Origin of the sequence: Advenella alkanexedens (genome assembly GCF_019132845.1) — a bacterium.
GTDB classification, from domain to species: Bacteria; Pseudomonadota; Gammaproteobacteria; order Burkholderiales; family Burkholderiaceae_B; genus Advenella; species Advenella alkanexedens.
On the sequence record NZ_JAHSPR010000009.1, the window covers coordinates 87,380 to 110,195 of the forward strand.

Below are 22,816 nucleotides of genomic sequence, written 5' to 3' on the forward strand. Positions count from 1 at the left end.
AAAGAGCCCGTCAGGGCTCTTTTTTTTGGAGAAAAATGTTGGCAGGATCCTGGCCCCATGAAGGCGGATCCTGGTGCAAAGGTTTATTTACGCATAAAAACATCGCACTTTCTAAGTGCATCCACACAATCGGCAATGAGTTTGGGGCCTTGGTAGATCAGGCCCGTGTACAGTTGCACGGCATTGGCCCCGGCATTGATTTTTTCAAGGGCCTGCTGACCCGAGTTAATACCGCCCACACCAATAATGGTAAAGTCCGGGCCCATTTCTTTTCTGAGTGATTCAATCACTTTGAGGGACAGTTCATGAACCGGAGGGCCTGACAGGCCACCACTTTCTTCACTGTGTTTAAGACCCTGAACCGCGTTGCGTGAAAGGGTGGTGTTGGTGGCAATGACACCATCAATTTCATAAAGCGGCAAAATATGGGCAATTGCCTGAATTTGCTCGGCCTCAAGATCGGGAGCAATTTTTACAACCACCGGTACCCGGCGACCATAATGGTCGGCCAGTTCTTTACGTTTGTCGGCAATTTGTCGCAATAAATCACTTAATTCATCGCCCCCTTGCAAGGCACGCAGGTTCTTGGTGTTGGGTGAGGAAATATTGATGGTGACATAATCGGCAAAGGGATACACACCTTCAAGTCCGATCAGGTAATCGCTGGCGGCATTTTCGATCGGGGTATCGGCGTTTTTTCCGATATTCAGGCCCAGAACGCCTCTTTTGGCGCGCCATTCACTTTTTTGGACATTTTGCAGGAAGGTGTCCAGTCCATGGTTGTTAAAACCCATCCGGTTAATCAGGGATTCCGCCTGTGGCAGGCGAAACATACGGGGTTTGGGGTTGCCTGGCTGGGCCCGGGGGGTTACCGTGCCCACTTCAATAAAACCAAAGCCAAGCTGGCCAAGGGCATCAATGCATTCGCCGTTTTTATCCAGTCCGGCAGCCAGCCCTATGGGGTTACGCAGGGGCAGGCCCATCAGGGTGCTTGGAAGCAGGGTATGGTTACCTTTTAGCAAGTCGCGCGTAACCTTGCAGTGATGCGCTTTTTGCAACGATTTCAATGTCATTTCATGAGCCGTTTCGGCGTCCATTGAAAAAAGCAGTGGGCGAACAAAGGGATAAAGTTTGAAGGTATTGAACATGGTTGTGAAATAAAATGGAATCCGCCCATTTTAATGCTTATTGTCACTGAAAACTATTCCTGGCCGGGAATATCGTCAATCCATTGTTGGTTTATATAGTACTGAAGCGGCTGAAATCTGGTTTTATAGGACATTTTGGGACTTTCTTTTATCCAATATCCCAGATATAACCAGGGCAAACCGAGCTGCCTGCATTGTTCTATCTGCCATAAAATGCAATAGGTGCCCAGGCTGCCCGGGTAATCAGGATCATAAAAGGTATACACTGAAGACAGTCCGTCATCACTGACGTCAATAATCGATACGATACGCAGGACGCCATCGGGTGAACTGAACTCGACCAGCTCGGTGTTGACATGGCTTGACAGCAGGAATTGTTCATATTGCTCATGGCTATGCTCATCCATGCCACCGCCAGGATGCCGCTCATGCTGGTAGCGGCTGTACAACATAAAATGTTCGTCTTGCCATTGCATGGGGACTTTGCGGGCAGATAGATCATGATGGCGCTTTAGTATGCGTTTTTGCGTTGAGCCTGGTTTGAAAGCAAACGTATTAATACGGACTGATATGCAGGCCTGGCAATTGTCGCACTGGGGTTTATAGGTGAACAGGCCGCTGCGGCGGAAACCGACCCTTAGCAAGCTGGCATAGGCCTTGTCATTAACCAGATGACCGGGCGCAACCACCCGGGAACGGGCGGTCCTGCCGTCAATATAACTGCAGGGATAAGAGGCCGTTAAGTAGTAATGCAATACATGCAGGTTGGGGTCATGAATTTCGCTCATGCGTTAACTATACTTAAATATCTAAGCCCGATTCAAGAAATATTACCATCTGAAAGTAAAGCTCCCGCTTGCCAGGGAGGCGGTGTTTGAAAAATGGTTTTATTCAGGTGTTCGATAAAAGCCTTACGTGGCACAGGTGCTGCGCCAAGACTGCCCAGGTGCCTGGTTTCCTGCTGGCAGTCTATCCATTCCACACCGTGACGCGTCAGGAAACGGACGGCATAGGCCAAGGCAATCTTGGAGCTATCGCTAACCGTGGAGAACATGGATTCACCATAAAACATCTTGCCCATTGAGACACCGTAAAGGCCTCCGGCCAGTTTGCCATCTATCCAGGTTTCAATACTATGGGCGAATCCGTGTAAATGCAGATTGCTGTAGGCGGTAATAATATCCTGGTTGATCCAGGTGCCGGCCTGATTCTGCCGTGGAGCGGCACATGCCTGCATGACCTGGACAAAGGCGGTATCCACCTTGATTTGGATGAAAGGATTTGGCTGGGTTTCCTGCCTGGCAATTTGCCTGAGTTTTTTCTTCAGGCTGTGCGAGATGACAAAATCCTTGCACTTGAGTACCATGCGTTGGGAAGGGCTCCACCACAGAATGGGTTGTGGCTCGGAATACCATGGGAAAATGCCCTGTTGATAGGCATTTATCATTCGTCCAATGGACAAATCGCCACTACAGGCCAGCAGTCCATCCGGTTCTTCGAGTGCGAACTCTTGGGGTGGGAACGGGGTATCCAGGTCTAGCCAGTAAAGCGTCATGGTTCAGGACAAGGAAAGGTAGTGAGTCGTGAAAACCCCACGTTCCTTGTCTTCAATATAGCGTTTAAGGGTTTGGGTAACGGTTCGGAAGGACAGTTCATCCCAGGGAATTTCATCAATGTCAAAATAACGGGCTTCCAGGCTTTCCGGGCCGGGATCCAGCTTTGGGCTATTGGCTTCAGCCAGAAAATACAAGTGTACCTGGTTGACACCAATAACATCGATCACGGTAAAAAGCTGTTTAAGCGTGATATCTGCCCCGGCTTCTTCCGTGGTCTCACGAATGGCGCCCACACTGGTTGTTTCACTAAGCTCCATGAAGCCAGCGGGTAAGGTCCATTTGTTATAGCGTGGTTCGATGGCGCGACGACAGAGCAGGATTTTATCTTCCCAGACGGGAACCGTTCCCACCACTACTAATGGATTTTTGTAATGAACGGCACCACAGTTTTCGCAAAGGTCACGCACCCGGTTGTCATCAGGGGGGATTTTTCGGGATAGGATGGAGCCACATTGTGAACAAAAACGCTGCTCAACCGGAGCGGGAAAATAAAAGGAAGTATCGTGAGAAGTCATAAAATACGGGTAATTCGTGTATACGTACAATGATACATGGATTATGGCTTAAGTTTGCCATGGTCTGCTAAAAATTATCGCGCAACGGGACAGGCAATAAAATGCATTGTTTCGGGGATCTGTTCACTGTCAATCTGTTGCAAGGGAGCATTGTATTCAGGGTGGTGTTCGTAACTGACGTCCAGTTGCTGTCCTTGCTCCAGTTCAATCAGGAGTTTTTCTGACAGATTACCAGGAAGGGAACCAGGATTATAGGTATTCCGGATAGCGAAGTGCTTAATGATCTGGACGGTATCGCGGCCAACAATAATGGCAGCGCCTAGATCGGTTTGTGCATACAGAAAGCCCTGCTCATCCAGATACCAGGCTTGCACGGCTTTTACCTTCTGACGGGTGTGTGCCTCAAGCGTATGGCCGTCTTCAGCCAGGTGTAATACGTGGGGTGCATAATCAAGACAAACATAAACACGTTGCGGACCGTTCTGGAAAAACCATTCGCCTTTGTCGGTCGCCGCATAATTGCGATTGATGAAGTCGTTGATTTGGGGGCTGCCAATGGATTCCCCGGGTTTGCCGGGTTGATAAGACCCGGCAGGATGAAGCTTCCATTTTCCGTTCAGGTCCAGCGATAACCAGCCATAGACGGCAGGAACATCAGGCCATTTTTTGATTGCATCCAGTACGTTCTTGTCCATGTCGTTCCTTTCACGTTTTGTTGTTACAGGCTGCCAAGATGGCGTTTATGTGCTGACGGACATTGTTAAGCCGGTTATCGTTTGGCTTGCTGCTTATTGTGCCGCTCTTTCGATGGCCTGCCCGCCTGCGGAAATGTCTTCACCCAGTCCTTTGACGGTATTGCAACCGGTAAGGGCAAACAAAGAGATAAGTGCGGTTATTAAATAATTTTTGAAACTCATATTACAATCCTTGTTTAGTTTTATTAATCGACATAAGAATAGCCGATTTGTTAGAAAAAAACATTTACAAACACAGGATTTGATGTAATAGGACGACATCAAGCTGCTGTTTGCGGTCGCTGAATGACAGCAGGTTCAATGATGCGAGTGCTCAGGCGGGAGCCGTAAAGAAAACTCAGATTCTGTTTTTCTTTTTCAGCTTATCCAGTGCGGGCAGGCATATTTCAACGGCACGACGCCCTTCCTCAATGGCTTCGGCGGCACGGTGAAAATCCAATAAACCCAAATGGGCCAGTTGCGGGGCAATAATAATATGTGGCGGTTCTCCGGCCATCCGGCTGCGGGTGATTTGCGCCTGCATGATATTCAGGCTTGACGCAATGACATCGAGTAAAGACGGGTTTTTCATCTGCGCGGTGGTTTCTTCGGGAAGGTTGCCTGGTATGCCAAAATTTTGCTGGATCCTGCGAAGCCATTCGGCGGCATTGCTGCCAAAAGAAAAGGTGGGTTCGGGTGGAGTGTAAAAATGTCGTCCAATCAGATCCGAGTTCAGATCGACTGCTATCAGGAAATCGGCACCCATGGCTCGCGCCAGGGAAACCGGTACCGGATTAACCAGGCCACCATCGACCAGGATATCCTGATCATATATAACGGGGGTGAATAAGCCGGGCAGGGCAATAGAGGCCCTGACGGCATCGATCGTGGATCCTTCGCGCATCCAGATTTCATTGCCGGTGGTTAGCGAAGTGGCCACCGAGCCAAATGGCAGTTTGAGTTCTTCGATGTTTCTGTCCATGAAGTGGCTTTTGAAAAAATTCATGAGTTTTTCGCCTTTCAGGACCCCACCGTTCAGGCGGATATCCATGAAAGAAAGCACATTGCTGATGCTCAGCCCCAGAACCCATTTTCTGAAAACCTCTATTTCACCCGCAGCATAGGCGGCACCAACCAGGGCACCAATAGAAGTACCGCAAATAATGTCCGGCTTGATACCCGCTTCTTCCAGTGCCTGGATAACCCCGATATGTGACCATCCGCGCGCGGATCCGCTTCCCAGGATGAGACCGATTTTTTGTTTTCTGTGGAGGGGGTGGGATGGCGGCATGTGGTTAATGATGGTAGTTGGGTGTATGCATAGGATATTATCATTGAGTTGTTATGTTTTATTTATATATGTTTATGAAATTTAGTAATATGTATTTTTTATTTCGATATGTGTGCAAGATCTGTCGGGAGCTTAAATGCTTGTAAAGCAATCAGTTTGGGATTTTCAGTTCATATCGTTCCTGTAATATTTAATAGAACTGGGGTTAATTTTGTCGCATACCGATACCGTTTCAGTGGAAGATAATGCATCTGCCCTGTCCCTGCACCAGCAATGTGGGAATATCGCCCGTCTTACAGTGGCCCAGGCTCTGGCGGGTGCCAATTCGGTTGTGGTTTATGCAACCGGTGCCGTTGTTGGCAATGTCTTGGCCCCTGATAAATCATTGGCAACCTTGCCCATTAGTATTTTTGTCGTGGGTATGGCGGCATGTATCCTGCCCATGGGGAGCATTGCCCGGCGTTATGGTCGCCGCATGGCCTTCATGGCCGGTACAGGGTGTGGTGTGTTGGTGGGCTTGCTGTCGGCGTTGGCGGTCGTACTGGGTTCGTTCTGGCTGTTTTGTCTGGCAACATTTTTTGGCGGTGCGTATGCCGCAGTGGTGCTGTCTTTCCGTTTTGCGGCAGCCGATGGGGTTGAGCCGGCAATGCGGGCCAGGTCCCTTTCTTTTGTCATGGGAGGCGGTGTGGCGGCCGGTGTGATTGGGCCGCAGCTGGTTACGTACACCATGGATTTTTGGCCGCCCTATACGTTTGCAATTACTTATTTAGTGCAGGCGGCTGTGGCGGCTTTGTCGGCAGTGGTATTGTTTGGGGTTCATTTGCCCCTTCCGTCAGCCAAAAAAGTGGCCGGTGGCAGGTCGCTTTCCTTCATCGTACGTCAACCCCGCTTCATTACTGCCATGATTTGCGCTGCGGTTTCTTACATGCTGATGAATTTCATCATGACATCGGCACCCCTGGCGATGCAAATGTGTGGTCATCCCCTGGAAACGGCTAATCTGGGCATGCAGTGGCATGTCATTGCCATGTACTTGCCCAGTTTTTTTACCGGGCGCTTAATAAACCGTTTTGGTTCGGGGCGTGTAGTAACGGTCGGTTTGCTTATGATTGGTGGGTCGGCAATCATTGGTTTGGCAGGGATCGATGTCGCGCATTTCTGGCTGACCCTGATTTTACTGGGCGTCGGCTGGAACTTTGGTTTTGTGGGGGCGTCAGCCATGGTGCTGGAATGCCACAGGCCAGAAGAGGCTACCCGTGTGCAATCCTTTAATGATTTTATCGTTTTTGGCACCATGGCGATTGGTTCGTTTGCGTCGGGAAATTTACTGGCTGTTTATGGTTGGGATATGGTGCTTTGGGTTTCATTTGTACCATTAATCCTGGCCGTGCTGGTGCTGTCAGTGACCGCGGTTTTCAATCGGGCACCTTCTATTGATCATGCCTGATGGGCAGCTGGAAATTGCATGGGTAATTTTGTGGGCAGGCAGGCTTGTGCTGCCTGCCTGCGATTACAGTAGTGGGCTGAGTATGGCCAGGACATTATTGCGCAGCCGATAGGGCATGCTCCAGGCATCCACATCAGCTTGGTTAACCGGATTGGACTGCGCAATATATTCAGCTTGCCTGCAACGAATGGCCTGTGTCAAGCCTTGGTCATGAAGCAGGATATTGTTCTCAAAGTTAAGTTCAAAACTGCGCCGGTCCATGTTTGCCGAACCAATCAAGGTCATTTCGCCATCAATCGTGAGTGTTTTTGCGTGCAGCAAGCCACCGGTGTATTCATGAATGCGAACACCGGCTTCCAGCAATTCTGAATAATTGCTTCGGCTTGCCGCGCCTACAAACCAGCTGTCATTACGGGCAGGCAGGACAAGGCTGGTAGCCACACCCCGCCGCGCACTGCTGCAAAGCGCGGCCTGCATGAAGTCATCGGGTACATAATAGGGCGTGGTAATAACCAGTTCCTTGCGCGCGCTGAATATTAAGGTTGCAAAAAGTTCTGGTGTGGCTGAATAATGATTCTCGGGCCCGGTTCCGATCACCTGGGCAAGAAAACCTTGCTCCGTTGGCGGTATGGGGCGTTGCGCCAGATCACGGCAATCCTCATTGGTGCAGATCAGCCAATCGGTCAGGAAAAGATGTTGGTTTTGCCGGACAACCGGACCTTCCAAACGAATGACTGCATCAACCCAGGGCGCGTATTTTGCTTTGATGGCAAACTCAGGGTCAGCACAGTTCTGGCTGCCGCAATACGTTATCCGGTTGTCAATAACAACAATTTTCCGGTGATTTCGAATGTCAACGCGTCCTTTCAGAATGCGAAACATCAGGTTGCCGATGGGTTGGGCACGAGCCAGTTGCACGCCTGCATCTTTCATTGCTGACCAGTGTTCACTGCGAATAAAGTTGCGCGACCCCAGATCGTCAACAATCACGCGGCAGATGACACCCCGCCGGGCTGCCCGTATCAGGCCATCAACCACCTTGCGGCCATTGTTATCGGCCAGCCAGATATAAAAAAGAAGATGTACATGTTCCTGGGCGGCATCAATATCCGCAACGATGGCGTCAATGGTGGCGTTTGAATTATCAAGCAAATATCCGGTATTGCCGCCTACCGGTTTAAAGCCACTGATTGATTGGCCAATTGAAAACCCCGATGCGCTGATGTCCGGGATAAGCTCGTTTGGTGCTTGCGTGAAAAAGTCGGGTAAGGTACTTTCAGACAGTTTTTGTGGTACCCGGCCTTTGTTGGGCCGGACTTCTCCAAGCATCAGATAGGTTAATGCGCCCACATAGGGCAGGGCCATGATGAACAGGATCCAGGCAACACGTGATGCCGGATCACGTCGAGGTCTGAGCAAGACGCGAATCGATAGCCCTGTGATGATAATAAAATGGATAATCAACCACATGAAAATACCCCGTTATTAGTATGGGTGGATGGATGATGCGGCCATTGTTCGGCGCTTTCAACATAATCCCAAGGAATGTTGAGCACTTGCCACGGGTTAAGCGGTAGTGCTGCAGTCAACTTTCGTGATTGTAAGTGCATCGCTTGGGTGTTGCAAAGCACCAATTTAAGCTGTGTGTGATTGTTGCAAGATTGAATTTATTTGGTTTTTTGTTTATATGGGCTTAAAACATCTATTTTTATTGTCTTGTTTTTTTGGTTCTTATCGGCATAATTGACTTATCATATTTTATTAAGCGGGGACGGAGAACATCTTTTTATGTCAATTTTCATCACGCACTATCGCCCTGTTGCCCGGTTGAGGCAGCTGATCGAGTTAAAACATGCCCATTTTCCTGTGGGTAAAGCGGTCCGCTCGGGTTTGTCTGTCTGTCTGGCATTTGCCTTGGGCTTGTTAAGCGGATATGTTCTGGAGGGCGTTTTCATCTGTATTGCCGCGCTTTGTTTTTCAGCGGGTGAAGCCAGTAATATTTCCTATCGTGCCATGTTCAAAAATACCGTCATTGCTTCCTTAATCGGTGGTTTGGGGGCATTTGCCGGTGTTTTGGTGGGGCTGCCCTGGCTGGTGGTGATTATCATCATGGCCATGCTGGCTTTCTTTTGTTCCATTATCAGCAATTACGGCATGCCTTATTCGGTTGGTACAATGATTGCCCTGGTCATGGCCTCGGTCATTGTGGGTATGCCGATAGAGGGAATGGGCTGGAAGCTCTATCTCTGTTTTCAGCTGGGGACGGTGTTTTACCTGTTGCTGTTGGGATGTCAGGCCTTGCTGGACTCTCATGCCCCCGAACGTTTACTGCTTTCGGAGCATATAAAAAACTGGCCGATTATGCACACATAAAATCCCGGAAAACCTCACCAACACCAGTGGATGATAAAAAAGTGCGGACAACACTGGATGGCGCCCTGGACAGCTACTTCACACTTTATTCCGCCTTATTGAATAGCAAATACCGGAATTTTCCTGAGCGGAGTCAGGAAGCAGATCGTCAGGCTGCACTTTTACAGGCTCTGGACAGCACTTTATCGCACCTGATTGCAATTAATAAGGATACAAAGTTGCTTGCGGATTCGGCTCATTTGCTGGAGGAAATCGCAGATGCCCTTGTCCGGAAGCGTAAAACACCACCACCGCTACCGGATTTTCCTGAGCAAGCCAGTGGTTTTGTTTATAGTCTTACCCGGCTGATGGAAAGTCTTTGGCCTTCTTCCGCCTCTGATTCCTTGCCAAGACAGAAACGGTTCTCAGTCAAAACTTCCTTAAAGCAGCGGGCGCAAATGGGCTTGAAGCGCTTGATTGTGGGTAAAGAAGTCATTACCCAGGCCTATGTGTTTGCATCCTGCATGGGGGCGGCTTTTGCGACCAGGTACGTCATTCATGAAAACCATTGGTTTTGGGTGCCTTTAACGATTGCATTAACCATGAAACCGGATTTTGGCTCTGTGTTTGCCAGAACGCTCATGCGTTGTCTGGGAACCATTTTTGGGGCATGCATCGGGACAGTGGTTTTGTATCTGTTGCCCAAGGGGGTTGCCTTAATTGTTGTGATTGGCATATTGGCCGCGCTGATTCCCTGGGCAAAAATGGTGTCTTACGCGACTCAGGTAATCATCATTACCGCCGTCTTATTGCTGCTTCTGGATTTGTTAAGTACAGGTCCCATGACGGTTAATTATGCGGGCCAAAGAGTCATAGATACCATTATTGCGGGCGTTATTATCCTGGTCTTCAACTATTTTCTTTGGCCACAAAGAAAAAATAATGTACTGGGCAAAAGATTTGATGAGGTCTTGAATGCCATCAAGCATTATTTAAAGTCAGCCTGCCAGAGTGCCAATGGCGATGAAGCTGAGTTCCAAAAAATAACCCAAGAGGTATTCAAGGCAAAGATTGCCGCTTCCCAAAAGGTTTCCGATTTAAGAACAGAGCTGCATCGCTTAATGCTGGCGCCCGCACCTGTTGGCGTGGAGGCCACCAGCTGGTTTCCTTTGGTGGCAGGAGCCGAGCGCTTATGCGACAAAATAACGGTGTATTTTATTCATCGAACGGTTGATTCAGCTCCTCCAGCCAGCAGTGATATTCATTATTTACTTGATCAGATTGAGCATATTCAGAAACATCAGGATGATGGCGAACAGTATTCTTTTTCAGAGAAAAACACCGAACAAATCAAGGCGTTTTTATTTGGTTTGAATGAGGAAATTACCAACCTGTCCAAATTGTTGGAAACCAATATTCGCAGCAAATCCATGGCCGGGCATGAGGCACTTGCGTGAATGGTGAATGATGTGTTTTAGGCGGAAAGTACGTTAGGAAGAAAAAAAAGCCCAGACACTTGTCTGGGCTTTTTTTGAATTCTGGAGCGGGAAACGAGTCTCGAACTCGCGACCTCAACCTTGGCAAGGTTGCGCTCTACCAACTGAGCTATTCCCGCATTTTTAACAAGTCTTTGACTGGAGGCGCAGGGCGGAGTCGAACCGCCCTAGACGGATTTGCAATCCGCTGCATAACCGCTTTGCTACTGCGCCCTTTAGTACATTGCAACTGATAGGTCCGGATAATGCAATCGTTGCCGTTCAGTGCCAAAGACTTAATAAGAGAATGAGTATAGCACCATTAAGCCAAAATGGAAGTTTTTGTTGTGAAATAAGCAACAAAATTATCATTGGATAGATTTTTAACCTGTTTTTGTTGTAATGGTGCATCATTTTTAGGTGTTTAGGTGTTTAGGTGTTTAGGTGTTTAGGTGTTTAGGTGTTTAGGTGTTTTATATGAGCTAAATAGGCAATAGGGGGGGCGTGGGATTGGCCTGAAAGGGATGGTTGCTGCGGTCGTTGTGCTCTAGTTTGATATAACGCATTGTTTTATAATATTTTTTGACTACACTGGGGGTGTACTTTAGACGTTGGTATATAACTATAGGAGGCAGGTATGGGAACCAATAACAAGGCATCAACTTATTCTGATGGTCAGTTGTCGCAGAATTTATTCAATGCAAATATGGAGCTGTCCCGACAAATGGGAAAGCTGTTTCAGGAAAACAATCAGCGCTGGGGTGAGTTCATTGCCGCGGCTTTTGGTGAGAGTCGGGCTAATATGGAAAAACTGCTGAATATCAATAATGATCCCCTGCGGGGCCAGGCTTTTAACGATCTTATGGTAAGTTTGTCGCAATGCGCCAATGGCAATCGGGCTTTGACCCAGCAGGCACTTGAAAATCAGCGTTTGTTCCTGTCGGGTATGGCAGAAATATTGCAGCAATGGCAGCGGCAGTCTGTTGCGTTGGCCGATGGTGCCAATACGATGCCATGGAATAATATGTTTGCTGATATGTTTAAACAGCTGAATGCCGGTTTTTTGCCCTTTAATTACCTCGTAAATGCAAACAGGCACGAGAAAGAGGAGGTTAAGGAAAAATAAGAAGCCCGTGGCGGGGCGGTGATGATCTTGGATTCTGCCAGGTAGAGTGTGTTGTGGGGTTTAAGGCATTCATGTGGCAGAAACAAAAAAAGGACCGAAAGGTCCTTTTTGCGTATTTGCAGGAAATTCCTGCAAATTTGAATTCTGGAGCGGGAAACGAGTCTCGAACTCGCGACCTCAACCTTGGCAAGGTTGCGCTCTACCAACTGAGCTATTCCCGCATTTTTCACAATTTTCAGTGTTTTGCTGAATCAGTGAAGTTTTAAATTATAAGCAATCTTTTTTCGTTTTGCAAGCTTTTTTTATTTGCCTGTTTTTCGAAATAAGCAAGAAGTGCTTAAGAAAGACAAAATAATAGCATTTATTTCTTTATAATGTCAAAAAAACGTTATTTGAATAGTTGAAGATATGGATTTTATACAACAGAAGGACCTGAGCGGTTTTAATACACTGGGCTTGAAATCATGGGCAAATAATTACATAAGTCTTTGTAATAAAAAAGATTTAAGTGCTATTTCAGACTTGTTGAAGCCGGGTGTCCCCTACTTTGTTCTGGGTGGGGGAAGTAACGTTGTATTAAGTGAACAAATCGATCAAATTGTTGTTCATAACCAACTTAAAGGGATTCGCCTTTGGCAGGAAACCGACAGCGACTGGATTGTAGAAGCGGCTGCGGGTGAAAATTGGCATGATTTTGTGGTTAATTGCATACAGCAAGGTTGGTATGGCCTGGAAAACCTGGCTTTAATACCTGGTACGGTGGGGGCGGCACCTGTGCAGAATATTGGTGCCTATGGTGTGGAAGTGAAAGACCGACTCGATAGCGTGGTGGCTTACGATCCGTTAACCCAGACAGAACAGGTCTTCAATAATCAACAGTGCCAATTTGCCTACCGTGACAGCATCTTCAAGCATGAAGAGGGTAAAGGCCTCATCATTACGGCGGTCAGGTTTCGTTTGCCCAAGCAATGGGTGCCGGTATTGTCTTATCCCGATCTTCAATCCTATGAGACTGCCAGGCCTCAACTGACGGCACAAGCCATTTTTGAGGCGGTTTGTGAGATACGTCGTCGTAAATTGCCCGATCCAAAGGTGACAGGTAATGCAGGCAGCTTTTTTAAAAATCCCATTGTTCCTGCGCAGCAGTATCGGGAGTTAAAAGCGCAATTCCAGGACTTGGTTGCTTATGAGCAGCCCGATAACCGTTATAAACTGGCCGCTGGCTGGATGATTGATCAATGTGGCTGGAAAGGGCGGAAATTGGGCAATGCCGGCGTGCATGCAAGACAGGCTCTGGTGATTGTGAATACCGGCAAAGCCTGTGCAGCGGATATTACTGCCATTGCAAAGGCAATTGCCGGTGATGTCATGAATAAATTTGGTGTTTTGCTGGAACCCGAACCGGTTTTTGTAGGCCTCAAACGTTAAGTGCATCCCCGAATGCCAGTGGCAGGCGGGGGTATAAAGTTTGTCAACCCTGAATGACGTCTTGCATGTTGAACAGGCCGGTTTTGTGTTTTTGCAGGAACAGGGCGGCCTTCAGGCTGCCTTGGGCATATGTGGCACGACTGGATGATTTATGGGTGATTTCAATTCGTTCACCCGTACCGCAAAACATCACGGTATGGTCGCCAATGATGTCGCCACCGCGCACAACCGAAAAACCGATTTGTCCGTCTTTGCGTGCCCCCGTGTGACCGTGCCGGGCCCAGTCGGCGATGTCATCCAGTTTTTTACCCCAGGTTTCGGCAATCACTTCACCCATTTTCAATGCAGTGCCAGAAGGAGCATCCACTTTGTGTTTGTGGTGAGCTTCATAGACTTCCACATCGTAGCCGGTATTCAATAGTTGTGCCGCCAGCTCAAGCAGGCGCAGGGTGGCATTGACGCCAATGCTCATGTTGGGGGCGAACACAATCGCATTTTCTTTGGCAGCTTCTTCTATGGCCTGAATACCGGCGGCATCAAAGCCGGTGGTACCAATAACGGCTTTGGTTTTGTACTGGCCACAAGCCTGCAGGTGCTTCAGGGTGCCTTCAGGGCGGGTAAAGTCGATGAGGCAATCACTGTTTTGCAGGGCTGACAAATCATCGGTGATGACAACTCCGGTGGGTTTGCCCAGGAATGCACCCGCATCGGTGCCCAGTTGTTCGCTGCCCGAGTGATCAAGGGCAACGGTAAGTTCAAGTTCGGGGTGTTCAAGTACTGCTTCAATGAGCATGCGACCCATACGGCCGCTGGCTCCGGAAATAGCTATACGCATGTAACTAACCTTTGGTTTTGATAATTATTGGTGATTGCAGAAAACGATTTATTCCAAGGGAGCCGTTTCTACCTGGCTGGCTGCCGCTTCTGCGGTGCTGGCTGTTGATTCTACCGTGCGGGCAGCCGCTTTTTGCTCGTAAGGTTGGAAGTTGGGCTGTTGATCACCTTCCCAGCGATCCAGAACACCATTCACGAACCAGACTGAGAAATTGCGCGAGACCGGTTCACCATAACCGGGTTGGTAGTAGTAAGGATAATCCCAGCGGTCAGGTCGGAAGATGTCGGTCAGGGTGGGTGAGCCCAAGGCGTAACGCACCTGATCCGGAGTCATGCCTTTTTGTAATAGTGCCACGTTTTCTTCTGTGATCCAGTTGCCTTGCTGTACAGGGGCGATATAAGGAAAGCCCCATTTCCCTGATTGGCAACCGGTTAGTGCAGTAAGTGCAAGGGCAGAGATAAACAGTCCTTTACGGAGACGAAGGAAAAGTGCAGTATTATTCATGACTTGGGTGAATATCCTATGATAATTTTGGACATTTAAAAGTGTTATGATAATAGTTCTGGGCAATTATAGGATTGATTGCACTGAAATATTTGGAAATTTATTCATTAAGCGCTTTCTTTGTGGCTAAATTTGACTATGATGCTGGGTCAGCATCATTTAGTGTGGGTGACATGAACGATCAAATCAACGATCAAACCGAATTAAAAAACATGGGCCTTAAGGCAACTTTTCCGCGCCTTAAGATTTTGGATATTTTCCGTAAATCAGAAGCTCGCCACTTAAGTGCCGAAGACGTTTACCGTTTATTGATTAATGAAAATGTCGATATTGGCCTTGCCACGGTTTATCGTGTGCTGACTCAATTTGAACAGGCCGGTATTTTAACGCGTAGCCAGTTCGATAACGGCAAGGCTGTCTTCGAGCTTGACGACGGTGATCATCACGATCACCTGGTCTGTTCCGTTTGCGGGAAAGTAGATGAATTTACCGACCCTGAAATTGAGAAACGGCAATACAAAATTGCCAAAGACTATAATTTTAATCTTGAGAGCCATTCGATGGTTTTGTATGGTACCTGCGCCGACTGCGAGTCCAGGCACCCTTCCAAGAACCATTTGAAATAACGTTGGGCCTTCCCCTTTACGGAACAGGGCTCAAACCTGAATATTCAGCATTTCCCTTGCGTGCTCACGGGTGGTTTCAGTAATTGTGACGCCACCCAGCATGCGGGCAACTTCATTGATTCTTTCCTGCTCATCCAGTAAAACAATTTCCGAATGTGTTGTTTTGTTTTTCTGGTTTTTCTGAACCTGAAAGTGCTGTTGGGCGCAGGCAGCCACCTGTGGCAGGTGTGTGACACACAGCACCTGATGACGGCTACCCAGCTCACGTAACAGTTTTCCGACCACTTCGGCCACCGCGCCGCCAATACCGGTATCCACTTCATCAAAGATCAGGGTGGGAACCCTGCCTGCCTTGTTGGCCATCACTGACAGGGCAAGGGAAATACGGGCCAGTTCTCCACCCGATGCTACCTTGGCTAAAGGGCGCGGTGTTGTACCGGCATGGCCGGCAACATTGAACTCAACCTGTTCCAGGCCGTGTGGGCCAGGTTCTGCTTTTTGCAGATGGATCTCGAAGACACCGCCTTGCATCGCAAGGCTTTGCATGGCCTGGGTCACTTCCTTGCCAAGCGTGGAGGCGGTTTTTTTGCGGGCCTTTGACAGTTCCTGGGCGGTTTCCATATAGGCGGCCTTACGTTGCGCTATGCTTTTTTCCAGTTCTTCAAGATTGCTGATTTTATTGAAATGGGCAAGTTTGACCTCAAGCTCTTGCTCAAGAGCGTGCAGTTGCTCGGGTTCTACCCTGAATTTGTGGGCCGTGTCAAAAATATTGCGCATGCGGGTTTCCAGCTCGGCCAGGCGTAAAGGATCAAGATCCACTTTGTCCAGGTAACTGTTCAGGTCGGATGCGGCTTCAACGCAGGCAATCCGGGCCGACTCCAGGGCATCGTAAATGCCTTGCAGGGCCGGATCGTTTTTAAGTAATTGAGCAATACGCTGGGTGGCGCTGTTCAGTTCGGATATCAGTGACTGCTCTTCGTCATCCAGGGTATTCAGGGTTTGTGTGGCGCCTTCCAGCAGGGAAGAGGCATGTGCCAGACGGTTGTGTTCGGTACTGACGTTTTCCCATTCATTCTTACCCAATTGCAATTTGGCAATTTCCTGAAGTTGCCATTCAAGACGTTCGCGCTCAAGGTTTTGCTGGGCAGCGTTTTCCTGTGATTCCTTGTACTGGCGAATGTCGCTTTGCCATGCTTTCCATTGTTGTGCAAGCGTTTGCAGCAGGCGGTTATTGTCGGCATGCGCATCAAGCAACTCGCGTTGGGCACTGTTTTTAAGCAGGCTTTGGTGGGCGTGCTGGCCGTGGATGTCTACCAGGTGTTGACCGATGCTGCGTAATTGTGCAAGGTTGGCGGGAACGCCATTGATAAACGCCCGGCTTTTACCCGAGCGGTCAAACACCCGGCGCAGCACCAGCTCGGAGTCATCCATTTCCTGCTCTTGCAGCCAGTCACGCAGGGAGTCCGGGCAGTCGAAAACCGCGCTGATATCGGTTTTATCGGCACCCTCACGAATGGAATAGGTTTCGGCCCTGCCACCAAGTGCCAGCGCCAACGCATCAATCAGGATGGATTTGCCGGCACCGGTCTCGCCTGAAAAAACGGTAAAACCTTGGTCAAAGTGCAGATCCACCTGATCAACAATGACAAAATCGCGAATGTGTAATGAATGCAGCATGAGTGAGTGTAACCTTGTCTTCAAGACTCGGGCATGATGTTCCAGTGCAGTTTTTTGCGCAGGGTTGAGAAAAAGCTAAGGCCTTTGGGGTGCAAAAACTGAATCTGGTGTTGGGCTTTTTTTACGATAATCTGGTCGCCCAATTGAAGGTTTGACCAGGTTTGCATGTCAAAGTGCACGCTGGCACCCGTTTCGGCACGCCCGATTTCAGTGAGCGTAAGTTTCAGGGTGCCACTGGTTGGAATCACAATGGGGCGATTGGACAATGTTTGTGGGGCAACCGGCACCAGCAGGAAAGCACTGACACCAGGGTGCAAAATGGGGCCATTGGCGCTTAAGGAATAGGCGGTCGAGCCGGTTGGGGTGGCAATAATCAGGCCGTCAGCACGTTGCTTGTACATGAATTCGCCGTCAAGTTCCACGCTGATTTCAATCATGCCGCTACGGCCCGAGCGGTTCAGGACGACATCATTCAGGGCCAGTGCCGTGGTTAAGGTTTGCCCATCCCGAACCACCGAGGCTTCAAGGAGCGTGCGGGATTCCAGGGAGAAATGCCCGTCCAGGACGGACTGGATGGCTTGCAGGGCGTTTTGAAGCGGTATGTCTGTAATGAAACCCAGGCGGCCATGGTTGATGCCAATGAGCGGAATACCGTAGGGGGCCAGTTGGCGGGCGGCGCCCAGCATGGTTCCGTCTCCACCCATCACAATCACCAGGTCAGCCTGCCTGCCAATTTCTTCAATGGTCGCAACAGGCAGTTCAGCGACTCCTGTATTGGTGGCGGTCTCTTTTTCTATCAGAACGGAACGCCCGGCCTTTGTCAGGACTTCTGACAATGCCCGCAAGGGAGCATCCATACCGGAATCCTGATATCGGCCAATTAGTGCGACGGTTGAAAAATGCATGTCAAAAACAATATACAATAAGGTGAAATGTGGATATTACGACATCTTGACCGTAATTTCAGCATGTTCCTGAATACTACGAATGTGTCGCTGGTAAAAAATATCATACATGTAAGTGTGAATTTATAAGATATCGCAATATGGATGAACGCGCTAGTGCTTTACTGAAAGCTTTAATTGAACAATATATCGAGGATGGGCAACCGGTCGGGTCGCGCACGCTGTCAAAGCGCTTTGAGCTTTCTCCGGCCACAATTCGCAATGTCATGGCAGACCTTGAAGAGCTGGGTCTGATCCAAAGTCCGTATACGTCGGCAGGACGGGTGCCAACGCCCAAGGGCTACCGTATGTTTGTAGACCGTCTGCTGGCTGTTCGCCATTATCAGACCTTGTCGCCAGAAAACATCAATAGTGAAATCAAGGATGCCCTGTTGCACGCTTCTCCGGGCAAGGCCATGAATGCCGCGGCCGAGCTGGTGTCCAATTTGACCCAGTTTGCCGGTGTGGTTTTAACACCGCAGCGTTCCCAGGTTTTTCGTCATATCGAATTTATCCGCCTGTCCGAAAAACGCATCTTGCTAATTATTGTTACGCCCGATGGTGATGTGCAAAACCGGATTATTTCCGCGACCCGCGATTATGCCGAACAAGAACTGCTAGAGGCCGGCAACTTTTTCAACCAGCATTTTTCCGGCAAGTCTTTTGACGTGGTTCGTACTGAACTGGCCCGTGAACTGGCGAAACTGAAAGAGGATATTTCACAGCTGATGCAGGCCGCGGTAGATGCCGGCACCGATACTTCAGAACAAGATACCGTACTTATTTCGGGCGAACGTCGTTTGCTGGATGTGACGGACATGACGGCTGACATGAATTATTTGCGCAAAATGTTTGATTTATTCGAGCAAAAAAGCGAATTGATCCAATTGCTCGATATTTCAAGCCGCTCACAAGGCGTCCAGATTTATATTGGCGGTGACTCCCGGTTGGTGCCTATGGAAAATGTCTCGGTCATAACTGCTCCCTATGGGGTCGATGGTAAAATCATTGGCACATTGGGGGTGATCGGCCCCAGCAGAATGTCCTATGATCGAGTAATCCCCATTGTCGATATAACCGCCCGGTTACTATCCAACGCCTTAAGCCAGTACTAAGAACCATAACTTTATGCAGAATATACCTGAACCTGAAAAAAAGCGTGATCAGAACAATATCGTCAACCAACCCCATCAGGATATGAAAGCGGGTGTATTGCTGGTTAATCTGGGTACTCCTTCTTCTTACGCAGCTGCGGATATTCGTCGCTATCTGGCTGAATTCCTTTCTGACAAGCGGGTGGTCGAACTGCCGTCTTTGCTGTGGCAACCCATTTTAAGAGGGGCGATTCTTCCGTTTCGCGCCAGAAAACTGGTGCATAAGTACCAGCAGGTCTGGATGGAAGGCGGCTCGCCCTTGCTGGTTTACAGTCAGGCCCAGGCCCGACGGCTTGCCGAAGGTTTTGCACGCCAGGATCTGGACATACCCGTGGAGCTGGCCATGCGTTATGGCCGGCCTTCACTGGAAACGGCCATGGAAAGCCTGCGTCAGCAACAATGTGAGCGTATCCTGGTGGTGCCCATGTATCCACAATATGCAGCCAGTACCACCGCTACCATTCTGGATCAAATCGCCCGTATCGTGGCCGGTTTTCGTGATCAGCCCGAGTTTCGCTTCATTAAGCGTTTTTACAATGAACCCGGCTATATCATGGCGCTCCTTGCCAAGATCAGGGCTTTTTGGCAGGAGAACGGCAAGCCGCAGCGTCTATTGCTCAGTTTTCATGGTCTGCCACAGAGCAGTGTCGATCAGGGAGATCCTTATTACAAAGATTGTGAGGGAACGGTTCATCTGTTAAAACAGGCGCTTGCCGATGAGGGTGTTGAACTGGACTTCAGTTTTCAAAGCCGCTTCGGGGCGCAAAAATGGCTTGGTCCGGCAACACAGGACACCCTTGAGTCTTATCCCGCCCAAGGGGTCAAGCGGGTTGATGTCATGTGTCCGGGTTTTGTGGCCGATTGCCTTGAAACCCTGGAGGAAATCCAGCTTGAATGTGCCAGCGCCTTCAAGCAAGCCGGTGGCGAACAGTTCAGATATATTCCTTGCCTGAATAGTGACGACGAGTGGATGAATGGTTTGGACGGGATTGTCAAGCGTCACCTGCAAGGCTGGTGCCCAACGCTGTCAGGTCCAATACGCTAACCATAGACCCTGCCTGGCGCTCATTGGCTGGGTTTGGACGTTTTGGGTGCGGGCGTTTTTTATGAAAACCCCCTCTTGAAATACCGGAATTTGCCTCAATCTAGGGTGCATTGAATATAAACCCATGTTTGGAGAACCGAATGTCACAAGAGAATAATCCTCAAAACTCACAAAATCCGGAACAGCCGCAAAATCCAGAAGTTGAGCAGCAAGCTGATGCAAGCCAAGAGGATACCTTGGAAGAAACCGTACTGATGGAAGAAAATCTGGCCGAGAAATATTCGGAACTTGAAGCCAAGGTTAGCCAATATCATGATGAACTTTTGCGTGCCCGTGCCGAAGTGGAAAATATCCGCCGCCGCTCTCAGGAAGAAGTGGCCAAGGCACGTAAATTCAGTACCGAAAGTTTTGCGGAAAGCCTGGTTCCGGTAAAAGACAGTCTGGAAGCCGCCCTGGCGCTTGAAAACCAGACAATGGAAGCGCTCAGGGAAGGAGTGGAAAGCACCTTGCGTCAGCTAACCCAGGCTTTCGAGCGCAATCATCTCAAAGAAGTGGCACCTGCCGTTGGAGATAAATTTAATCCCAACCTGCATCAGGCCATTTCCTCCGTACCATCCGAAGAGGTCGAAGCCAATTGTATTTTGCAGTCCTTGCAAAAAGGCTATACGATTTCCGAGCGCGTATTGCGTCCGGCGCTGGTCATGGTTTCAGCCGGTAAGCAATAAACCGGTTGGCAGTAAAAAGGCGATAAAAAAAATACGTTACGGATCTTGAAAACGGTTTTTGTATCCCCATATTGAAGGTATCCAACAATCCTGTTTTAAATTATTAAAACAGGATTTTTACAAAATTTCAGATTAGCTATTATTAAGGTAAGCATAATGGGCAAAATTATTGGTATTGACTTGGGTACAACCAACAGCTGTGTGGCCGTCCTTGACGGTGATAAAGTCAGGGTTATTGAAAACGCTGAAGGTGCACGTACCACACCTTCCATCATCGCCTACATGGACGATGGTGAAACACTGGTTGGCGCACCAGCAAAACGTCAGGCAGTCACCAACCCTAAAAACACGTTGTTTGCGGTCAAACGTTTAATTGGTCGCAAATTTGACGAAAGCGCAGTGCAAAAAGATATCGACCTGATGCCTTACAGCATTATCAAGGCCGATAACGGTGATGCATGGGTGGAAGCGCAAGGTAAAAAAATGGCGCCTCCCCAAATTTCCGCAGAAGTATTGCGTAAAATGAAAAAAACGGCCGAAGACTACCTGGGTGAAGAAGTCACCGAGGCGGTTATTACCGTGCCTGCCTATTTCAATGACAGCCAGCGTCAGGCCACCAAAGATGCGGGTCGCATCGCTGGTCTTGATGTCAAGCGCATTATTAACGAACCTACCGCTGCCGCACTGGCTTTCGGTATGGACAAGGCTGAAAAAGGCGATCGTAAAATCGCGGTTTATGACCTGGGCGGTGGTACTTTCGACGTTTCCATCATTGAAATCGCTGACATGGACGGCGAAAAGCAGTTTGAAGTACTGTCCACCAACGGTGATACATTCCTGGGTGGTGAAGACTTTGACCAACGCATCATCGATTACATTATTGAAGAGTTCAAAAAAGAGCAGGGCGTCGATCTGTCCAAAGACGTGCTTGCGTTGCAGCGCCTGAAAGAAGCTGCCGAGAAAGCCAAGATCGAACTGTCTTCAACCGCACAAACCGAAATCAACCTGCCTTACATTACGGCAGATGCTTCCGGTCCGAAACACCTGAACCTGAAAATCACCCGTGCCAAACTTGAAGCACTGGTTGAAGAGCTGATCAACCGCACGATTGAACCATGCCGTGTTGCCATCAAGGATGCCGGTGTCAAGGTTAGCGACATTGATGACGTGATTCTGGTGGGTGGTATGACCCGTATGCCTAAAGTGCAGGAAAAGGTCAAAGAGTTCTTTGGTAAAGAACCACGTAAAGACGTCAACCCCGATGAAGCGGTTGCTGCCGGTGCAGCTATCCAGGGTTCCGTATTGTCAGGCGATCGTACAGACGTGTTGTTGCTCGACGTTACCCCATTGTCTCTGGGTATCGAGACCATGGGTGGTGTCATGACCAAGATGATCCAGAAAAACACCACGATTCCTACCCGTTTTTCTCAGGTTTTCTCTACTGCCGACGATAACCAGCCAGCAGTAACCATTAAGGTGTTTCAGGGAGAACGTGAAATCGCTGCGGGTAACAAGGCACTGGGTGAGTTCAATCTGGAAGGCATTCCACCAGCACCTCGTGGTGTTCCACAAATTGAAGTCACGTTCGATATCGATGCCAACGGTATTCTGCACGTTTCTGCCAAAGATAAAGGCACTGGTAAAGAAAACAAAATTACCATTAAAGCCAACTCTGGTTTGTCTGAGGAAGAAATTGAGCGCATGGTTAAAGATGCGGAAGCCAATGCCGAAGAGGATCATCGTATTGCTGAGTTGGCACAGGCACGCAACCAGGCTGATGCCCTGATTCACTCAACACGCAAGTCATTGACTGAATACGGTGACAAGCTGGAAGCATCTGAAAAAGAAGCCATCGAAACAGCGATCAAAGACCTTGAGGCAACACTGCAGGATGGTGACAAGGCAGCGATTGACGCCAAGACAGAAGCGCTCATGACCGCTTCCCAGAAACTGGGTGAAAAAATGTATGCAGACATGCAGGCCCAGGCAGGTCAGGCTGAAGCAGCCCAGCCCGCAGATGAGAATGTGGTTGATGCCGACTTTAAAGAAGTCAAGCGTGACGCATAAGTGATCACCTCAATGTGAGCTGAATACCCGGTTTCTGTCTTAAAAGGCTTAACCGGGTATTGTTTTTAAATCTATGAAATTTGTTAAAGAGTTATAAAGGCGTATAA

The 22,816-nt window shown here is 48.9% G+C and carries 22 protein-coding genes and 3 tRNA genes; 10 read left to right on the forward strand and 15 right to left on the reverse strand.

What is annotated here, in order from left to right; all coding sequences use genetic code 11:
- Positions 1-83 precede the first annotated feature (83 nt).
- The 7 genes from KU392_RS11710 to rssA all read right to left on the reverse strand — a co-directional run bounded on the left by KU392_RS11710 (position 84) and on the right by rssA (position 5,304).
- Positions 84-1,148 carry a quinone-dependent dihydroorotate dehydrogenase gene (locus tag KU392_RS11710; RefSeq protein ID WP_217735397.1) on the reverse strand — a complete coding sequence of 355 codons (1,065 nt, stop codon included), beginning with the start codon at positions 1,146-1,148 and terminating at the stop codon, positions 84-86.
- A gap of 53 nt (positions 1,149-1,201) precedes the next feature.
- The gene (locus KU392_RS11715) at positions 1,202-1,936 is read right to left on the reverse strand and encodes an arginyltransferase (protein ID WP_217735398.1); all 735 of its coding nucleotides are present in this window, start codon (positions 1,934-1,936) and stop codon (positions 1,202-1,204) included.
- A 32-nt stretch (positions 1,937-1,968) separates the two neighbouring features.
- Positions 1,969-2,703 (reverse strand): leucyl/phenylalanyl-tRNA--protein transferase, encoded by a 735-nt coding sequence (gene aat, locus KU392_RS11720; RefSeq protein ID WP_217735399.1) that lies wholly within the window; start codon positions 2,701-2,703, stop codon positions 1,969-1,971.
- A 3-nt stretch (positions 2,704-2,706) separates the two neighbouring features.
- Positions 2,707-3,279, reverse strand: a complete 573-nt coding sequence (locus KU392_RS11725) for an NUDIX hydrolase (RefSeq protein ID WP_217735400.1) — start codon at positions 3,277-3,279, stop codon at positions 2,707-2,709.
- 74 nt (positions 3,280-3,353) lie between these two features.
- Positions 3,354-3,974, reverse strand: a complete 621-nt coding sequence (locus KU392_RS11730; protein ID WP_217735401.1) for a DUF2946 family protein — start codon at positions 3,972-3,974, stop codon at positions 3,354-3,356.
- 93 nt (positions 3,975-4,067) lie between these two features.
- Positions 4,068-4,196, reverse strand: coding sequence for an entericidin A/B family lipoprotein (locus KU392_RS11735; RefSeq protein WP_217735402.1), 129 nt, complete (start codon positions 4,194-4,196; stop codon positions 4,068-4,070).
- Positions 4,197-4,371: 175 nt separating this feature from the next.
- Positions 4,372-5,304 (reverse strand): patatin-like phospholipase RssA, encoded by a 933-nt coding sequence (gene rssA, locus KU392_RS11740; protein WP_169295301.1) that lies wholly within the window; start codon positions 5,302-5,304, stop codon positions 4,372-4,374.
- 211 nt (positions 5,305-5,515) lie between these two features.
- On the opposite strand from rssA, the gene KU392_RS11745 reads away from it, so the two are divergent.
- Positions 5,516-6,751 (forward strand): MFS transporter, encoded by a 1,236-nt coding sequence (locus tag KU392_RS11745; RefSeq protein ID WP_217735403.1) that lies wholly within the window; start codon positions 5,516-5,518, stop codon positions 6,749-6,751.
- A gap of 63 nt (positions 6,752-6,814) precedes the next feature.
- Here the strand turns inward: KU392_RS11745 and cls are convergent, their stop codons facing one another.
- The gene (gene cls / locus KU392_RS11750) at positions 6,815-8,221 is read right to left on the reverse strand and encodes a cardiolipin synthase (RefSeq protein ID WP_217735404.1); all 1,407 of its coding nucleotides are present in this window, start codon (positions 8,219-8,221) and stop codon (positions 6,815-6,817) included.
- A gap of 318 nt (positions 8,222-8,539) precedes the next feature.
- Between cls and KU392_RS11755 the strand changes: the two genes are divergently transcribed.
- Both KU392_RS11755 and KU392_RS14330 read left to right on the forward strand, forming a co-directional pair.
- Positions 8,540-9,124 carry a hypothetical protein gene (locus tag KU392_RS11755; protein WP_217735405.1) on the forward strand — a complete coding sequence of 195 codons (585 nt, stop codon included), beginning with the start codon at positions 8,540-8,542 and terminating at the stop codon, positions 9,122-9,124.
- 41 nt (positions 9,125-9,165) lie between these two features.
- Complete coding sequence (locus tag KU392_RS14330) at positions 9,166-10,560, forward strand: FUSC family protein (RefSeq protein WP_217735406.1); 1,395 nt, start codon at positions 9,166-9,168, stop codon at positions 10,558-10,560.
- Positions 10,561-10,642: 82 nt separating this feature from the next.
- Here the strand turns inward: KU392_RS14330 and KU392_RS11765 are convergent.
- Both KU392_RS11765 and KU392_RS11770 read right to left on the reverse strand, forming a co-directional pair.
- A tRNA-Gly gene (locus tag KU392_RS11765) sits at positions 10,643-10,718 on the reverse strand.
- 20 nt (positions 10,719-10,738) lie between these two features.
- A tRNA-Cys gene (locus KU392_RS11770) sits at positions 10,739-10,812 on the reverse strand.
- 403 nt (positions 10,813-11,215) lie between these two features.
- Between KU392_RS11770 and KU392_RS11775 the strand changes: the two genes are divergently transcribed.
- Positions 11,216-11,704, forward strand: coding sequence for a hypothetical protein (locus KU392_RS11775; RefSeq protein ID WP_169295297.1), 489 nt, complete (start codon positions 11,216-11,218; stop codon positions 11,702-11,704).
- A 145-nt stretch (positions 11,705-11,849) separates the two neighbouring features.
- Here the strand turns inward: KU392_RS11775 and KU392_RS11780 are convergent.
- Positions 11,850-11,925, reverse strand: a tRNA-Gly gene (locus KU392_RS11780).
- A 187-nt stretch (positions 11,926-12,112) separates the two neighbouring features.
- Here KU392_RS11780 and murB point away from each other — a divergent pair.
- A complete protein-coding gene (murB, locus tag KU392_RS11785; RefSeq protein WP_169295296.1) occupies positions 12,113-13,132 on the forward strand; it encodes a UDP-N-acetylmuramate dehydrogenase in 1,020 nt (339 codons plus the stop codon).
- Between the two features lie 43 nt (positions 13,133-13,175).
- Here murB and dapB read toward each other — a convergent pair whose 3' ends face one another.
- Both dapB and KU392_RS11795 read right to left on the reverse strand, forming a co-directional pair.
- Entirely contained in the window at positions 13,176-13,967 is a 792-nt protein-coding gene (gene dapB / locus KU392_RS11790) for a 4-hydroxy-tetrahydrodipicolinate reductase (RefSeq protein WP_169295295.1), read from the reverse strand.
- A 48-nt stretch (positions 13,968-14,015) separates the two neighbouring features.
- Positions 14,016-14,471: an outer membrane protein assembly factor BamE gene (locus KU392_RS11795; protein WP_169295294.1), complete on the reverse strand. Its 456-nt coding sequence runs from the start codon at positions 14,469-14,471 to the stop codon at positions 14,016-14,018.
- A gap of 185 nt (positions 14,472-14,656) precedes the next feature.
- Here KU392_RS11795 and fur point away from each other — a divergent pair, with 185 nt between their 5' ends.
- The gene (fur, locus tag KU392_RS11800) at positions 14,657-15,097 is read left to right on the forward strand and encodes a ferric iron uptake transcriptional regulator (protein ID WP_189386079.1); all 441 of its coding nucleotides are present in this window, start codon (positions 14,657-14,659) and stop codon (positions 15,095-15,097) included.
- Positions 15,098-15,127: 30 nt separating this feature from the next.
- Here the strand turns inward: fur and recN are convergent, their stop codons facing one another.
- Positions 15,128-16,774: a DNA repair protein RecN gene (gene recN / locus KU392_RS11805; RefSeq protein WP_217735407.1), complete on the reverse strand. Its 1,647-nt coding sequence runs from the start codon at positions 16,772-16,774 to the stop codon at positions 15,128-15,130.
- Positions 16,775-16,794: 20 nt separating this feature from the next.
- Positions 16,795-17,679 (reverse strand): NAD kinase, encoded by an 885-nt coding sequence (locus KU392_RS11810; RefSeq protein WP_169295291.1) that lies wholly within the window; start codon positions 17,677-17,679, stop codon positions 16,795-16,797.
- 140 nt (positions 17,680-17,819) lie between these two features.
- On the opposite strand from KU392_RS11810, the gene hrcA reads away from it, so the two are divergent.
- The 4 genes from hrcA to dnaK all read left to right on the forward strand — a co-directional run bounded on the left by hrcA (position 17,820) and on the right by dnaK (position 22,709).
- Complete coding sequence (gene hrcA / locus KU392_RS11815; RefSeq protein ID WP_169295290.1) at positions 17,820-18,833, forward strand: heat-inducible transcriptional repressor HrcA; 1,014 nt, start codon at positions 17,820-17,822, stop codon at positions 18,831-18,833.
- Positions 18,834-18,846: 13 nt separating this feature from the next.
- Positions 18,847-19,917, forward strand: coding sequence for a ferrochelatase (hemH, locus tag KU392_RS11820; protein WP_246587450.1), 1,071 nt, complete (start codon positions 18,847-18,849; stop codon positions 19,915-19,917).
- A 140-nt stretch (positions 19,918-20,057) separates the two neighbouring features.
- Entirely contained in the window at positions 20,058-20,642 is a 585-nt protein-coding gene (gene grpE / locus KU392_RS11825) for a nucleotide exchange factor GrpE (RefSeq protein ID WP_169295289.1), read from the forward strand.
- Positions 20,643-20,798: 156 nt separating this feature from the next.
- Positions 20,799-22,709 carry a molecular chaperone DnaK gene (dnaK, locus tag KU392_RS11830; protein ID WP_169295288.1) on the forward strand — a complete coding sequence of 637 codons (1,911 nt, stop codon included), beginning with the start codon at positions 20,799-20,801 and terminating at the stop codon, positions 22,707-22,709.
- Positions 22,710-22,816 lie beyond the last annotated feature (107 nt).